The organism is Micromonospora sp. WMMD956 (assembly GCF_029626125.1).
Taxonomy (GTDB): domain Bacteria; phylum Actinomycetota; class Actinomycetes; order Mycobacteriales; family Micromonosporaceae; genus Micromonospora; species Micromonospora carbonacea.
The window spans coordinates 6,993,427-7,007,429 of sequence record NZ_JARUBI010000005.1 but is presented as its reverse complement, the minus strand read 5'-3'; the positions used below and the strand labels follow the sequence as shown (position 1 = coordinate 7,007,429).

14 protein-coding genes are annotated in these 14,003 nt (G+C 76.0%); 5 read left to right on the top strand and 9 right to left on the bottom strand.

Translation table 11 applies throughout. The features are described 5' to 3' along the window. The 4 genes from O7628_RS30345 to O7628_RS30330 are packed head-to-tail and all read right to left on the bottom strand — an operon-like array spanning position 1 to position 3,467. Positions 1-711, bottom strand: a complete 711-nt coding sequence (locus tag O7628_RS30345) for an ABC transporter permease subunit (RefSeq protein ID WP_074473365.1) — start codon at positions 709-711, stop codon at positions 1-3. A 5-nt stretch (positions 712-716) separates the two neighbouring features. After that, positions 717-1,682 (bottom strand): ABC transporter ATP-binding protein, encoded by a 966-nt coding sequence (locus O7628_RS30340; protein WP_278135800.1) that lies wholly within the window; start codon positions 1,680-1,682, stop codon positions 717-719. After that, on the bottom strand, positions 1,679-2,560 hold the full coding sequence (locus O7628_RS30335; protein ID WP_278135799.1) for an ABC transporter permease: 882 nt from the start codon (positions 2,558-2,560) through the stop codon (positions 1,679-1,681). The genes O7628_RS30340 and O7628_RS30335 overlap by 4 nt, the downstream gene beginning before the upstream one ends. Then, the gene (locus O7628_RS30330) at positions 2,553-3,467 is read right to left on the bottom strand and encodes an ABC transporter ATP-binding protein (protein WP_074473371.1); all 915 of its coding nucleotides are present in this window, start codon (positions 3,465-3,467) and stop codon (positions 2,553-2,555) included. Before O7628_RS30330 ends, O7628_RS30335 begins: the two co-directional genes overlap by 8 nt. A 292-nt stretch (positions 3,468-3,759) precedes the next feature. Here O7628_RS30330 and O7628_RS30325 point away from each other — a divergent pair, with 292 nt between their 5' ends. Together O7628_RS30325 and O7628_RS30320 are read left to right on the top strand one after the other, a co-directional pair. Beyond that, the gene (locus O7628_RS30325) at positions 3,760-3,924 is read left to right on the top strand and encodes a hypothetical protein (RefSeq protein ID WP_176734790.1); all 165 of its coding nucleotides are present in this window, start codon (positions 3,760-3,762) and stop codon (positions 3,922-3,924) included. 43 nt (positions 3,925-3,967) lie between these two features. Next, on the top strand, positions 3,968-4,396 hold the full coding sequence (locus O7628_RS30320) for a DUF2267 domain-containing protein (RefSeq protein ID WP_278135798.1): 429 nt from the start codon (positions 3,968-3,970) through the stop codon (positions 4,394-4,396). 59 nt (positions 4,397-4,455) lie between these two features. Here O7628_RS30320 and O7628_RS30315 read toward each other — a convergent pair whose 3' ends face one another. Then, the gene (locus tag O7628_RS30315) at positions 4,456-5,736 is read right to left on the bottom strand and encodes an MFS transporter (RefSeq protein WP_278135797.1); all 1,281 of its coding nucleotides are present in this window, start codon (positions 5,734-5,736) and stop codon (positions 4,456-4,458) included. Between the two features lie 209 nt (positions 5,737-5,945). Here O7628_RS30315 and O7628_RS30310 point away from each other — a divergent pair, with 209 nt between their 5' ends. From O7628_RS30310 to O7628_RS30300, 3 genes are all read left to right on the top strand, one after another. Beyond that, positions 5,946-7,430: an endo-1,4-beta-xylanase gene (locus tag O7628_RS30310; protein WP_278135796.1), complete on the top strand. Its 1,485-nt coding sequence runs from the start codon at positions 5,946-5,948 to the stop codon at positions 7,428-7,430. 156 nt (positions 7,431-7,586) lie between these two features. Continuing rightward, positions 7,587-7,892 carry a hypothetical protein gene (locus tag O7628_RS30305; protein WP_074473379.1) on the top strand — a complete coding sequence of 102 codons (306 nt, stop codon included), beginning with the start codon at positions 7,587-7,589 and terminating at the stop codon, positions 7,890-7,892. Between the two features lie 9 nt (positions 7,893-7,901). After that, positions 7,902-9,176 carry a cupin domain-containing protein gene (locus O7628_RS30300; RefSeq protein WP_278135795.1) on the top strand — a complete coding sequence of 425 codons (1,275 nt, stop codon included), beginning with the start codon at positions 7,902-7,904 and terminating at the stop codon, positions 9,174-9,176. Between the two features lie 118 nt (positions 9,177-9,294). Here O7628_RS30300 and O7628_RS30295 read toward each other — a convergent pair whose 3' ends face one another. The 4 genes from O7628_RS30295 to O7628_RS30280 are packed head-to-tail and all read right to left on the bottom strand — an operon-like array spanning position 9,295 to position 13,949. Beyond that, positions 9,295-9,960, bottom strand: coding sequence for a hypothetical protein (locus O7628_RS30295; RefSeq protein ID WP_278135794.1), 666 nt, complete (start codon positions 9,958-9,960; stop codon positions 9,295-9,297). Continuing rightward, entirely contained in the window at positions 9,957-12,641 is a 2,685-nt protein-coding gene (locus tag O7628_RS30290) for an FtsK/SpoIIIE domain-containing protein (protein ID WP_278135793.1), read from the bottom strand. Before O7628_RS30290 ends, O7628_RS30295 begins: the two co-directional genes overlap by 4 nt. Beyond that, on the bottom strand, positions 12,634-13,680 hold the full coding sequence (locus O7628_RS30285) for a hypothetical protein (RefSeq protein ID WP_278135792.1): 1,047 nt from the start codon (positions 13,678-13,680) through the stop codon (positions 12,634-12,636). The genes O7628_RS30290 and O7628_RS30285 overlap by 8 nt, the downstream gene beginning before the upstream one ends. An 8-nt stretch (positions 13,681-13,688) precedes the next feature. After that, the gene (locus tag O7628_RS30280) at positions 13,689-13,949 is read right to left on the bottom strand and encodes a hypothetical protein (protein ID WP_278135791.1); all 261 of its coding nucleotides are present in this window, start codon (positions 13,947-13,949) and stop codon (positions 13,689-13,691) included. Positions 13,950-14,003: the final 54 nt, after the last annotated feature.

Below are 14,003 nucleotides of genomic sequence, written 5' to 3'. Positions count from 1 at the left end.
TCAGCTCGTCTCGCCGGCCACGCTGAACGAGCGCAGCCGGTCGATCGCCAGCGCGGTGAAGCCCACGCTGATCAGCACGCTCATCACCGCCGCCACCGGCACCGAGACGTCGCCCAGCAGCAGCTCGGTGGGCGCGATCCGGTCGGCGAGGGCGATCACGTACTGCTGGATGGAGAGCACCCGGGTGCCGCTCACGACGCTGCCGAGCAGGCCCTCCCAGATCAGCACGTAGACCAGGCCGAGCAGCACCGGCCGGCGGGTGAGCAGGCTGAGCGCCAGGAACAGCGCGGAGTACGCCAGCGCGCCGACCGCCGAGGCGGCGGCGAGCGCCAGGCCGAGCCGGGCGGAGTCGGCCAGCAGGCCGGCGGCGAAGATCGGCACGGCGACGGTGATGCCGGTGACGGCGGTGGCCACCGCCAGCTTGGGCAGCACGATCTGCCAGCGGGGCAGCGGCTTGGTCAGGATGTGCACGACCGTGCCGTCGTCGATCTCGGCGCCGAGCACGCCGGTGCCGACGATCAGGGCGATGACCGGAAGGACCACGGCCAGGCCGAGACCGACCAGCACCGGCGGGCCCCAGTCGCGCGGGGCGACCCCGAGCGACCGGGAGAGCACCGCCAGGAGGACCAGCACGACGGGCAGCGGCAGCAGCAGGAGGAAGCGGCGACGCCCGAACAGCCCGCGCAGGGTGAGCCAGGAAACGGTAGACATGGGGTTCAGGCCTCCACCAGGTAGGAGAAGACGCTCTCCAGGGACTCGTCCTCGGGCACCAGATGGCGCACCCGGACGCCCTCCCGCAGGGCGATCTTCGGCAACGCGCGGGTGAACGCGCCGTAGTCGCCGGCGCGCACCGTCAACCCGGCGCGGCCCAGCTCGACGCCCGCCACCGACGCCTCGGCCATCAGCGCCACGGCGAGCGCCCGGTCGTCGGTGGAGCGCACGGTGAACACGTGCGGCCGGTTGGTCATCAGCCGTCGGATGGTGCGGAAGTCACCGGAGGCGGCCAGCCGACCGGCGACCATCACCTGGACCGTCCCGGAGACCTGCTCGACCTCCTCCAGGATGTGCGAGCTGAACAGGATGGTGCGGCCGGCGTCGCCGAGGCGGTGCAGCAGCTCCATCATGTGCAGCCGCTGCCGGGGGTCCATCCCGTTGAACGGCTCGTCGAGCAGCAGCACCTGCGGCTCGTGCACCAGCGCGGCGGCCACCCGGGCGCGCTGCCGCATGCCCTTGGAGTAGGTGCCGATCCGGCGGTCCTGCGCGCCCTCCAGCTCCACCAGGGCGATCGCCCGGCGGGCCGCGGCGGCCGGGTCCGCGAGCCGGTGCAGCTTCGCGCTGGCCAGCACGAACTCGTACGCGGTGAGGAAGGTGTGCACCGCCTCCCGCTCGCTGACCAGGCCGAGCCGGCGGTAGACCTCGGGGTTGCGCCAGGTGGGCCGCCCGCCGAGGGTCACCATCCCGCGCGACGGGGCCAGGAAGCCCGCCATCATGTGCAGCAGGGTCGTCTTGCCCGCGCCGTTGGGGCCGAGCAGCCCGGTGACCCCGGGGCCGAGGCGCATGCTGACGTCGTTGACGGCCACCACGTTGCCGTACCAGCGGGAGACGCCCGCGAGGTCGAGGCCGAGGGTGCCGGGCTCGGCCGTGGGTGCCGCCGCCGGCGGGGCGGCGCTGGTCGTGGTCATCGGGCGGCCACCTTCCGGTATCGACGCAACAGCAGGGCGACGCAGCCGGCCACGAGCAGCACGGCGACGACCGCGTAGACGGGGCCGAAGCCGCCGACCGGGACGCCCTGCTGGTCCTCGGTGACCAGGAGGTCGCCGAGCGCCCAGGAGCCCACGCCGCCGACCAGCGTCGACGGCGAGGCGAGGAAGGCCAGCTCGTTGACCGTCCGGGAGGGCATGACCGACAGGGTGCCGACGATCGGCGTGGTCATCAGGAAGACGGCCACGATCCCACCGGCCGCGAACGCCCGCTTGCCGGTGAGGGAGGCGACGAGCAGCCCGACCGAGGCGAAGACGGTCGCCCACAGCCCGGCGTAGAGCAGACTCGGCAGCAGGTCGAGCAGCTCCTCCGCGACGCCGCCCATGCCGTCGCCGGTGCTGAAGGCCGCGCCGAGGAACATCACGAGCTGCGGCCCGCCGAGCAGCAGCCAGAGCGCGGTCGCCAGCGCCAGCAGCTTGGCCAGCGGGTAGTCCGCGCGCGGCAGCGGCCGGGAGAAGTAGAGCGGCAGCACGCCGCTGCGCAGGTCACGGGAGACCAGCTCGGGCGCGGCCACCGCGACGAAGAAGATGACCAGCCAGCTCATGTTGTCGGCGAACTGGGCGTACGTCATCACCGCCTCGCCGATCTGGGCGCGGATGGCGGTGAGGGCCGCGGCGACCGCCGTGACGATGCCGACCACCAGCCACGGGAAGATCTTGGCTTTCGCGCTGCGCCCCAGCCCGAACGCCGTCCGCAGGCCGTGCAGGTAGAGCGCGCCGAAGACGGCCCGGCGGCCGAGCCGGGGGCCGGTGTACCGCTGGTAGCCGATGTCGTGGATGACGCCGGTCGGCTCAGGCATGGCTGGGCTCCCTCGTGGCGAAGAGTTCGGCCACCCGGTGCCGGCGCTGGTCCAGCCGGTGCAGCGGCAGGTCCAGCTCGGCGACCGCGCCGAGGATCAGGTCGTAGGTGGCGTCGTCGACGAGCTCGACGAGCAGCAGCCGGCCGTCCCGGCGCACCGGCAGGCCGAGCGCGCCCAGCCGGGCGGCCAGCTCCTCGGTGCCCTCGCTGACCTCCACGGCGAGCACGTCGGTGGCGGAGGTCATGGCGGAGATGTGGTCGGCGCGCAGCAGCCGCCCGCCGTCGATGGCGACGAGGGTGTCGCAGATCCGTTCCACCTCGCCCAGCAGGTGCGAACAGACCAGCACGGAGATGCCGAACTCGGTGCCGATGCGGTGCACCAGCGTCAGCATGGCGTCCCGGCCGGCGGGGTCGAGGCCGTTGGTCGGCTCGTCGAGCAGCAGCAGGTCGGGGTCGTGCACGAGGGCCTGGGCCAGCTTCACCCGCTGCTTCATGCCCGTGGAGTAGCCGCCGACGGGGCGGTAGCGCTCCTCGTAGAGGCCGACGTGCCGCAGCGCCTCGGAGGCCCGCTCCCGGGCGACCGTACGCGGCAGGCCGCTGACCCGGCCCAGGTGGGTGACCAGTTCCGCGGCGGAGAGGTCGGGCGGCAGCGCGTCGTGTTCGGGCATGTAGCCGACCCGGGCGCGGACCCGGGCGGAGTCCGTGGTCGGGTCGAGGCCGAGCACCCGGGCCCGGCCGCTGGTCGGGGTGAGGAGGCCGAGCAGGATCTTGATCAGGGTGGATTTGCCGGCGCCGTTCGCGCCGACCAGCCCGATGATCCCCGGTTCGACCGCGACGGTCAGGTCGGCCAACGCCGTGACCGCGCCCCCGTACGTCTTGGTCAGCGACTCGGTCGCGATGAGTGTCACGCCGTACAGCGTAGGGACCGGGGGCCGCCGGTGGCCGGCGCACCACCCCGGGCGGATCCCTGAACTTCCCGGCCGGCTCCCCCTAGGGTCCCGCGGCCGCGCCGGCCGGCCCGGGGCCCCGCCGGGCGGGAAAGTCACCCGGACCGGGTGAGCCGGCCTCATCCCCGCCGGGCGCAGCATGGCCGTGTGCGTCTCCGGGCTCCGTGGCCGCCGCGGCGGGTTCGGCCGCGTCGGCGCTCGGCGGGAGGCGGCCGCGACAGCGCAGGCAGCAGGTGGGCGAAAGGTGGGGAGCATGACGGTTCGGGACACGACGGTCCGGCGGCGCGGCGGCGTGCTGCACGTGGTCGGGTCACCCGGTGGCCCACGCCCCGGTCGGGCGTGGCCGGGCCGCCGGGGCCTCACCGCGCAGCGGCACGGCCCGGCCGGTCCGCCGCGCCGCGACGACGACCGCCGGTGACGGGCACCGGCACCGGACACGACAGACCTACGGGGGTGGGCAGATGGCTGAGCAGCTGATCTCGGCGTTCGAGAGCTCGCTGGACAAGACCAACCTGATCCTGAAGGACATCGAGGCCGCGTACGGCTGGCCCAAGGAGCAGCGCAACCAGTCGTACGCGGCCCTGCGCACGGTGCTGCACCTGCTGCGCGACCGGTTGCCGGTGCAGGAGAGCGTGGAGTTCGCCGCGCAGTTGCCGGTGCTGCTGCGGGGCATCTACTTCGACGGCTGGCAGCCGTCGGACGTGCCGATCAAGCTGAACCGCGACGACTTCCTCTACGAGGTCCGCCAGGGCTTCCCGTACGACGTCGAGGGCGGCCCGGAGCGCGTGGTCCAGGTGGTGCTGGACACCCTGCGCCGGCACGTCACCCAGGGGGAGTGGGAGGACGTCCGCTCCACCATGCCCGGGGACCTGGCCCAGCTCGTTCCCTGACGCGTCCCGACCGTCGGCCGGCCGCTCCCGACAGCGGCCGGCCGCGCCGGCTCCGGCGGTCACGCCCGCGCCGGGCGGTCGGGTCGGTCGCCGGGCGGTCGGGTCGGCGGGCGGTCGTCGACGGTGAGGCCGTGCAGCACCGCCACGGCGGCGAGCGGGAACAGGGCGGCGACGGCGAACCCCGGCCCGAAGCCCAGCCCCGCCACGGCCAGCCCGAACAGCGGCGGGGTGGCCGTGGCGGCCACGTTCTGCAGCACGGTCTGTGCGCTGGTGGCCCGGCCCGCCCAACTCGCCGGGGCCACGTCCGCGACGGCCGCGTACGCCACGCCGTGCCAGCTGACCGTGGCGACGAGGGCGACCAGCAGCAGCGGGGCCGCCGGCGGGGCGTGCAGCGCCTCGGCCGCGGCGAGGGCCCCGAGGGCGGCGGCGGTGCCGGCGGCGATGATCCGCAGCGGTCGCAGCCGCTGGGTGGACCGGTCGGACCAGCGGCCGGCGAGCACCCGGGTCGCCGCCGCCACGAGCTGCGCCCCCGCGATCAACGGCCCGGCGGTGCGCACCGGCCAGCCGCGTTCGGTGACGAGGTAGTCCAGGGCGTACGCGCCGACGACGAACTGCGCCACGACCAGCAGGGCACTCGCCCCGTGCACCCGCCACAGCGTCGGCGACCGGTACGGCGACGGCACCCGCGCCCCGCCCGTGCCGGTTCCGCCCGAGCCCGCACCGGCCGAGCCCGCACCGCCCGAGCCGGCGGCGGCCGGTGCCGCGCCGGTGCCGGGCCGTGGCCCGTCGACCAGCAGCAGGGCGGCCACGATCCCGGTCAGCGCGCAGACCGCGGCGGCGGCCAGCAGCGCCAGCCGGGGGCCGCCGCCGGAGTCGGCCAGGACCGGCAGTGCCGCCGAGGCCGCCGCCACGCCCAGCGGCTGCGACGTCTGCCGGATGCCCATCGCCAGGCCCCGCTCGCCGGGCGCGAACCAGCCGGTCACCACCCGGCCGCTGGCGGCGTACACGGCGGAGCCGGCCGCCCCGGCCAGGGTCAGCAGCACGAACAGGGCCGGCCCGGCGGCGTGCGCGGCGGCGGCCAGGAACGCGGCCCCGCCGGTCAGGCCGAGCCCGATGACGAGGCGCTCGCCCCGCCGGTCGGCGACGACGCCCCAGCCGATGAGGGCGAGCACCATGCCGAGGCTGGGGCAGGCCACCAGCAGCCCCAGCTCCCACAGCGGCAGGCCGGTGGCGCGGCGCAGCGCGGGCAGCAGGAACGGCAGCCCGTAGAGGTAGAGGGTGCCTGCGGTCTGCGCGGCGGTGCCGATGCCGAGCATGACCCAGCGGCGGGAGTCGGCCATGGGGCGAGGCTAGCTGCCGTCCCGAAATAAGAGACGATTATCCCGCTATTCGGGAGATGGGTGCGGCGGCGCGGCGTCCCGGTCGCCGGGTCCCGGATGTGGCGATCCGTTTGGTTGACGACGGGTGTCGATGCTGACAGGATATCGGGAGCGCTCCCATCGTCTCGTCGTCGCCATGGCTGGCGACCCGTACAAAGGACAGGGAACGCATGCGCATCCACCACATCGGCCGGCGCGGCCGGTCCGGCCTGCTGGCCGGTCTGCTCGCCGCCGCCAGCGCGCTCGCCATGGGCGTCGCTATCGCCCAGCCCGGCACCGCCGAGGCCGCCGCCAGCCTGAGGAGCCTCGCCGACGCCAAGGGCCGCGACATCGGCTTCGCCCTGGACCCCAACCGGCTCTCCGAGGGCCCGTACAAGCAGATCGCCGACGCCGAGTTCAACCTCGTCGTCGCCGAGAACGCGATGAAGTGGTCCGTCACCGAGCCGAACCGCAACCAGTTCTCCTTCGGCCAGGGCGACGCGGTCGTCAACTACGCCGTGGGCAGCAACAAGAAGGTGTACGGCCACACCCTCGTCTGGCACAACCAGATGCCCGGCTGGACGTCGAACCTCTCCGGGTCCGACCTGCTCGCCGCGATGAAGAACCACATCGCCGGGGTGGCCGGCCACTACAAGGGCAAGGTGTTCGCCTGGGACGTGGTCAACGAGGCGTTCGCCGACGGCGGCTCCGGCGGACGCCGCGACAGCATCCTCCAGCAGCGCATCGGCAACAGCTGGATCGAGGAGGCGTTCCGCGCCGCCCGCGCCGCCGACCCGGGCGCGAAGCTGTGCATCAACGACTACAGCACCGACGGCATCAACGCCAAGAGCACCGCCATCTACAACCTGGTCCGGGACTTCAAGTCCCGGGGCGTGCCGATCGACTGCGTCGGCTTCCAGGCGCACCTGATCGTCGGCCAGGTCCCCGGCGACATGCAGGCCAACCTCCAGCGCTTCACCGACCTCGGCGTCGACGTGCGGGTCACCGAGCTGGACATCCGGATGTCCACCCCGGCGAACTCGTCGAAGTTGGCCACGCAGGCCGCCGACTACAAGAAGGTCTTCAACATCTGCCTCGCCGTGGCCCGGTGCCAGGGCGTCACCGTGTGGGGCATCACCGACAAGTACTCCTGGATCCCGGGGACCTTCCCCGGTGAGGGCGCCGCGCTGATCTGGGACGACAACTACGCCCCGAAGCCCGCGTACCAGGCGGTCGCCGAGGCCCTCGGCAGCGGCACCAACCCCACCACGCCGGCCCCGACCACGCCGGTGCCGACCACCCCCGTGCCCACCACGCCGGCGCCCACCACGCCCGCCCCGACCACGCCGGCCCCGAACGGCAGCTGCACGGTGACCTACGTGCCGAACTCCTGGGGCAACGGCTTCACCGCCGAGATCCGGATCCGCAACGACGGCCCCGACGCCGTCACCGCCTGGAGCTTCGGCTTCTACTTCACCGCCGGCCAACAGGTCACCAACGCCTGGAACGCCACCGTCAGCCAGTCCGGCACCCAGGTGCTCGCCCGCAACGCCAGCTACAACGGGGCGGTGCCCGTCGGCGGCACGGTGAGCTTCGGCTTCCAGGGCACCCACACCGGGTCCAACCCGTCGCCCACCAGCTTCACGTTCAACGGCAGGGTCTGCGCCAACGGCTGACCGCCCGCGTCCCGCCGGCACACCGGGCGAAACCGGGCGTGCCGGCGGGACGCGCCGTCTACGGTGTGGTTAGAGAAGATCGCGCCGGGGGTACCACCCGTCGCACGACGAACCCCCGCCGCGCGGCGGGGCGGGAACTTGGCGAGGGAGCACCACATGGCACTCAACGACGACGACATCCAGACGACCAGCGGCGGTGGCCTGGAGGGCCCGGCCGACGGCGGCGCGACCCCCGGTCAGCAGGACGGCGGGGCCGACGGTGGCGCGGAGGGTCCGGCCGACGGCGGTGCCACCCCGGGCCAGCAGGACGGCGGCGCCGACGGCGGTGCCGAGGGTCCGGCCGACGGCGGTGCGACCCCCGGTCAGCAGGACGGCGGGGCCGACGGTGGCGCGGAGGGTCCGGCCGACGGCGGTGCCACCCCGGGCCAGCAGGATGGCGGCGCCGACGGCAGCGCCGTCTGACGCCTCGCGATGACGATCACCGACCCGCCGGGCGGCCACGGCCGCCCGGCGGTCCCGTCTGCCGCCGCCCGCGCCCTCGCGCGGTGCGTCGCCGTCGAGCCGGGCAAGTTCGCCGCCGCCCACTGGGGCCGGTCGCCGCTGCTGTCCCGCGCCGCCGAACTGCCCAACGCCGACGGCTTCGCCGACCTGCTCAGCCCCGCCGACGCCGACGAGCTGCTCAGCCGGCGCGGGCTGCGTACCCCGTTCCTGCGCGTCGCCAAGGACGGCCAGCTCGTGCCCGCGGCGCGCTGGACCGGCGGTGGCGGCGCGGGCGCCGAGATCGGCGACCAGGTCCTCGACGAGCGGATCCTGGAGCTGTACGCCTCCGGCGCGACCCTGGTGCTCCAGGGCCTGCACCGCACCTGGCCCGCCCTGATCGACTTCGCCCGCGACCTCGGCGCGGCCCTCGCCCAGCCGTTGCAGGTCAACGCCTACCTGACCCCGGCCGGCAGCCAGGGCTTCGCCACCCACTACGACACCCACGACGTCTTCGTGCTCCAGGTCGACGGGCGCAAGCACTGGCGCATCCACCCGCCGGTGCTGCCCGACCCCCTCGAACGCCAGCCGTGGGGCGGCCGGGCCGACGAGGTCTCCGCGACCGCCCAGGGCCCCGCCGCGCTCGACGTGGTCCTCGAACCGGGCGACGCGCTCTACCTGCCGCGCGGCTGGCTGCACAGCGCCCAGGCCCAGGACAGCAGCTCCCTGCACCTGACCGTGGGCATCCGGGCGCTGACCCGGTACGCCATCGTCGAGGAGCTGCTCGCCCTCGCCGCCGCCGACGCCCGGCTGCGAGCCGGCCTGCCGTTCGGCACCGACGTCGCCGACCCCGACGCGATCGAGCCGGAGCTGACCGAGACCGTCGAGGCGCTGCGGGACTGGCTGCTGCGCGCCGACCCGGCCGCCGTGGCCGCGCGGCTGCGGGAACGGGCCTGGCCGGCCGCCCGGCCCGCCCCGATCCGGCCCCTCGCCCAGGCCGCCGCGCTCGCCGCCGTCGACGCCGACACCCGGCTCACGGCCCGGCCGGGGCTGCGCTGGCGGCTCGACGCGGCCGGCGACGACAAGGTCGCGCTGCGCGTGTTCGACCGGGTGCTCACCCTGCCCGCAGGATGCGGGCCGGCGCTGCGCGCGCTGCTCACCGGCGCGGTGAGCCGGGTGGGCGACCTGCCCGGCCTCGACGACGACGCCGACCGGGTCGTCCTGGCCCGCCGGCTGCTGCGCGAGGCGATCGCCGTCCCTGCGGAGTAAGGAAGGGCACCCTGTTAACGCTTTCGGTATAGGAAGGGCCCCTTCCTAACCACGCGGGGCGGCACGCGCGCGGCAGGCGGAACGGCGGCAGCGAGGACGGTGGTCGGTGTGGCGCGGCTCAGCGGGCGAGGATCAGCAGCACGCCGGTCGTCACCACACCCGCCACCAGGACGACCGTGATCGGCCGGGGCGACAGCACCGCGTGCCGACGGTCGGCGAGCCGCTTGGCCAGGGCCAACCCGACCAGCGGGCCGAGCAGGGTCACCACCAGCGCCAGCACCGGCAGGCCCACCGCCAGGTCCCCGCCGTTGCGGGCCCCCAGCGCCCGCGCGCCCAGGCCGAGCGCGAACATCAGCGCCGCGCCCACCACCCCGCACAGCGCCAGCAGCGGGTTCGCCGAGGCGGGCAGCTCGCCGGGCTGCCGGGTGCGGTCCAGCAACCCGCGTACCCCGTGCAGCAGCAGCAGCGGGTCGCCCGAGGCGTCCCGGGCCGGGCCGGGCGGGTCGCCGAGCCGGCGGGCCCCCGCGCCCAACCGGGCCCGCAGCTGCTGCCACAGGTGGGCCGCCTCGGCGTCCACCCGCTCCACCAGCTCCCGCGCGTCGGCCGCCTCCCGCTCGGCCTCGCGCAGCTGCTCGGCGGCCTCGGCGACGGCCCGCTCGGCGGCGGCGCACTGCTGCTCGTGCCAGGCGTGGGCCTCGGCGCGCTGGGTGCGCACCCGGTCGGTCAGCTCGGCCAGCCGCCGCACCTGCGCCGCGTACGTCTCACTGGTCACCGGTTCGTTCACGCCGACGGTCCGTAGGGGATGATGACCTGCCCGGTGCGGTGCGCCGCCCGGTCGAAGAAGAGCCCCCGCCACGGCCGGGGATACCAGTCGGGGCCGCCGGAGCCCGGGTAGAGCGACGAGCCCAGCTCGCCGCCCTGCACGTCGAGGGCCACCCACGCGCCGATCTGGTCGGTGCGGGCGGCCGGCCCGCCGAGGTCGACCCGCATCCGGGCCACGCCGCGCCACCAGGCAAGCACGTGGGTGCGCCGCTCCGGGCCGTCGTGCAGGATGCGCCGCAGGTGCTCCAGCCCGGTGCGCCCGCCAGCTCGCGCGGCCAGCCGCCCGGCCGCCGCGTCGACCGCGTACAGCAGCAGGTAGTGCGGGGTGGCGGGGGTGCCCGGCCGGTCCAGGGCCGCCGCCGTCTCGGCCATCAGCTCCGGCACGGTCTCGTCGTCGTACCAGGCGGCGTCGTCGGCCAGGTCGGCGTAGAGCTCCCGGGCGGCCGGGTCGGCGTCGGGGTCGAGGCAGGCGATGGAGTACCGGGCCGCGCCGGGGCGGTGCTGCCGGGCCAGCGACCGGGCGGCGGCGTCCAGCACGGCGCACGCCTCGTCGACGCGGGTGCCCAGCACGGCGAGGTTGCGCCCGGGGGCCCGGGGCAGCCGCAGCGCCGCCGAGCGGGCCTGCACGTCGATGATCTCCCCGAGCAGGGCCACCGGGCTGCGCGGCGTCCCGTCGCCCTCGGGCGGGGTGAGCGCCCGGAAGTCCGGGGCGTCGGCGAGCCGGGGGATCGCGTCGCCGTCGAAGAGGCGGGCGGGCTTCGCGTCGGCGGGGCGCATCCGCCACAGCCGGTGCTGCAACTCGCTCCACTCGTCCCAGTCGCTGGCCGACGGGATGCGCGCCACCTCGTTGCCCTCGACCAGGCCCGACTCGGCGTTGACCACCGCGTGGTGGCGGGGCAGCGACTGGGCGGCGTCGTTGCGTTCGGCGAGGATGCGCAGCGCCTTGGGCAGCGCGATGCGCAGGGTGAACTGGGCGACCAGCGCCGGCCGCCCCCACAGCGCCTCGATGCCGCGCACGTCCTGCGAGGCCAGCACCAGGTGGATGCCCTGGGAACGGCCCCGGCGGGCCAGGTCCTCCAGGAGGTCGGCGGCCTCCCGGGCGACCACGTCCCGCCCGGCCAGCAACGCCTGGAACTCGTCGACCACGGCGACGATGCGGGGCCAGCGCCCGGTCGGGTCGACCGCCCGCAGCTCGGCCAGCTTGGTCACCTCGTGCTTCTTCGCCGCGTCGGCCCGCCGGCGCAGCTCCTCGGCGAGGAACCGCAGCAGCGCCAGCCCGAACTCCCGGTCGGTGTTGACGTTGATCCCGACCAGCCGCATGTGCGGCAGCCAGCTCGGATCCCGTCGACCCTGGGCGAACCGGGCGAAGGACACCCCCTCCTTGAAGTCGAGCAGGTAGAACTCCAGCTCGGCGGGGGAGTAGCGGGAGGCCAGCGCCCCGATCCAGGCGAAGATCAGGTTGGTCTTGCCGGTGCCGGACGGGCCGCCGATCAGCGCGTGTGGCGGGTAGTCGCCGAGATTGAGCAGCACCGGGCGGCCGTGCGGGCCCTCGCCGATGGGCGCGGTCAGCCCCGTCGAGGAGTCCTCCCGCCACATCTGCTCCGGCGGCGGCAGCAGGTCGGTGAACGGGGTCGGCGGGGGGCCGGCGTTGACCCGGGCGGCGACCTGCCGGCAGGTCTCGGTGACCAGCGTGGCCGGCGGCGGCGGGTCCAGGGTCACCGGCAGGCCGGGCGGGCCGCCCACCCGGGCACCGTCGGGGCCCACCACGACCCGGGTCACCGTCGGGTCGTCCGGCACCGGCACGCCGCGGACGACCAGGTGCACCCCGCAGGCGGCGCCGGTGCGCACCACCCGGTCGAGCTGGCCGCGCTCGTGCCGGGACAGCTCGTCGCCGCCGAGCAGCACCGCGACCCGCCACGGCTCGGGGCGGCGGCCGGTCGCGGCGGCCAGCTCCCGCAGCGAGCGGTACTCCCCGGCGAGCACGGTCTCGTTGATCCGGCGAATCTGCTCCACCAGGTCGTCCAGCAGCCGGCCCAGCCCGCCGGGGCCGACGAAGGTGAGCAGCCCGGCGGTGCCCAGCGGGGCGAAACCGGCCAGGCCGCCCCCGAGGCGCTCCGGGTCGTAGCCGAACAGCCGCACCGCGCCCGGGTCGGCCCGGCCCAGGCTGCGTAGCAGCAGCGCCGGCACCACGGCCGCCCCGCCGTCGGCCCCGGCCCCGGACAGGTGCACGTGCCCGGCGTCGAGCAGCGGCACGAGCGCCGGCACCGGTTCCGCGCCGGGGATGCGCACCGTGCCGACGCGTACCGCGCCGGGGGTCTCGCCGCGACCGGCCGGCGTCGCGGTCCACTGCGCCCAGTCGGTGCTCGCCGCGCCCGGCGCCTCCCGGCGGGCGGCGTCGACGGCCCGGCGGGCCAGCTCGGCGATCCGCGCGGTGTGCCGGGCGTCGATCTCGGCGAGCCGCCGGTCCCGCTGCGCCCCCACCTTTTCCGGCACGGCCGCCGCGGCGCGCTGCACCCGGGCCAGCCGGTCCCGGGCGGCGGCCAGCTCGGCGTCGGCGTCGGCGAGCCGGTGCCGGGTGGCGCCCAGCGCCTCGGAGAGCATGCCCCGCACCCTGGTCACCAGCTGGGTGCGGCGGTCAGCCATCGGACCCCCGGCCGGCGGCTCGCCCGGTGGGCGGCGCGGGCGGCACGGGAGGCAGGCCCTGCGCGGCCCGCTCCCGGGCGGCGCGCTCACGGTCCGCCCGCTGCCGCGTCGCCTCGTCCCAGGCGTCGCGCTCGGCCTCGCGGCGTTTCTGCTGCGCGGGCCCGTTCTCCCTGCCAGCCTGCCCCTCGTCGCGGGGCAGGTCCCTGCCGAGGCGGTCCAGCAGCACGGCGGTGACCACACCGGCGGTGACGGCGGCGTCGGCGGCGTGCGGCTGCTCCTCGCCGCCGCCGCGCGGCGGCGGGGGCATCCGGCAGACCCGGGTCAGCAGCGTCTCCAGCACCGGCGGGGGGAGCCCGGGCAGCAGGTCGCGCACCCGGCCGTCCAGCTCCCGGCGCAGCCGGGGCAGGTCGTCGGCGCGGGGCGGGTGCCCGAGCAGCTCCCCGGCCAGCTCCCGCAGCAGCGGCGGGGCGAGCGCGGCCAGGCCGAGGCCGACGTCGGCGTGCGCGGCGCGCAGCTCGCGGTGCAGCCGCTCCCGGTCGCCGCCGCGGACCCCGTCGGCGACCCGGCGCAGCAGTTCCCGGGAGTCGCCGATCCGCTCGTCCGGCTCGTCCGGCGCACCCTCCCGGCCGCCGGTCAGCTCCGCGACCCGCACCGCCCACCAGCGGCGCAGCACCGGGTTGTCGTCCGGCGCCGGGGGCGGCCCGTCGCCGGCGGCGGGCGGCGCGTCGCGCGGGGCGTCGTGCACCTGCCGGTCGCCGGCCGGGCGGGGCGGTGGCGCGCCGTCGGGGGCCAGGCCGATGGCCGCGAGGTACGCCGACAACTGCTCCTGGGCCACCCGCAGCGCGTGCCCGGCGGACTCGGCGTGCTCGACGGCCGCGGAGAGCTCCGGCACCCCCATCGGGTTGGCCGACTCCTGCCGCACCCAGCGCAGCCGCTCCGTGGCCTGGCCGAACTTCTCCAGCGCGAGGGCGAGCTGGGCCAGCGGAAACTCCTCGGCTGCGGCCCGCACCTGGCCCCCGACGTCCTCGATGATCGACACGCCCGGCCCTACAGGGTCGAGACGTAGAGTTGCGCCTGCTCCACCGCGACGAGGGTGGCCGCGAGGCACTCCTCGAGCTCCTGGCTGGCCTGGGTCAGCGAGGCCTGCGCCGCCTCGACGGTCTCGTGCCCGCTGCCCTCCAGCGCCCCGGCGAGTGTCTGCTGCGCCTCGGCCAGCTTCTCCCCAGCCGCCTGCACCGCGGCCTGCCCGTCACCGATCTGTTGCAGGGCGACATCGATGGCTGCCTTCAGCTCGGCGACGCTCGCCACGGGGACCTCCTGGGGGCGGGGAGATCTCCATTACAACCCATCCCCCGTGGGGAG

Coding starts and splice junctions, on each gene's coding strand:
- O7628_RS30345 (WP_074473365.1), bottom strand. CDS start 711: ATGTCTACCGTTTCCTGGCTCACCCTGCGCGGGCTGTTCGGGCGTCGC.
- O7628_RS30340 (WP_278135800.1), bottom strand. CDS start 1,682: ATGACCACGACCAGCGCCGCCCCGCCGGCGGCGGCACCCACGGCCGAG.
- O7628_RS30335 (WP_278135799.1), bottom strand. CDS start 2,560: ATGCCTGAGCCGACCGGCGTCATCCACGACATCGGCTACCAGCGGTAC.
- O7628_RS30325 (WP_176734790.1), top strand. CDS start 3,760: ATGACGGTTCGGGACACGACGGTCCGGCGGCGCGGCGGCGTGCTGCAC.
- O7628_RS30320 (WP_278135798.1), top strand. CDS start 3,968: ATGGCTGAGCAGCTGATCTCGGCGTTCGAGAGCTCGCTGGACAAGACC.
- O7628_RS30315 (WP_278135797.1), bottom strand. CDS start 5,736: ATGGCCGACTCCCGCCGCTGGGTCATGCTCGGCATCGGCACCGCCGCG.
- O7628_RS30310 (WP_278135796.1), top strand. CDS start 5,946: ATGCGCATCCACCACATCGGCCGGCGCGGCCGGTCCGGCCTGCTGGCC.
- O7628_RS30305 (WP_074473379.1), top strand. CDS start 7,587: ATGGCACTCAACGACGACGACATCCAGACGACCAGCGGCGGTGGCCTG.
- O7628_RS30300 (WP_278135795.1), top strand. CDS start 7,902: ATGACGATCACCGACCCGCCGGGCGGCCACGGCCGCCCGGCGGTCCCG.
- O7628_RS30290 (WP_278135793.1), bottom strand. CDS start 12,641: ATGGCTGACCGCCGCACCCAGCTGGTGACCAGGGTGCGGGGCATGCTC.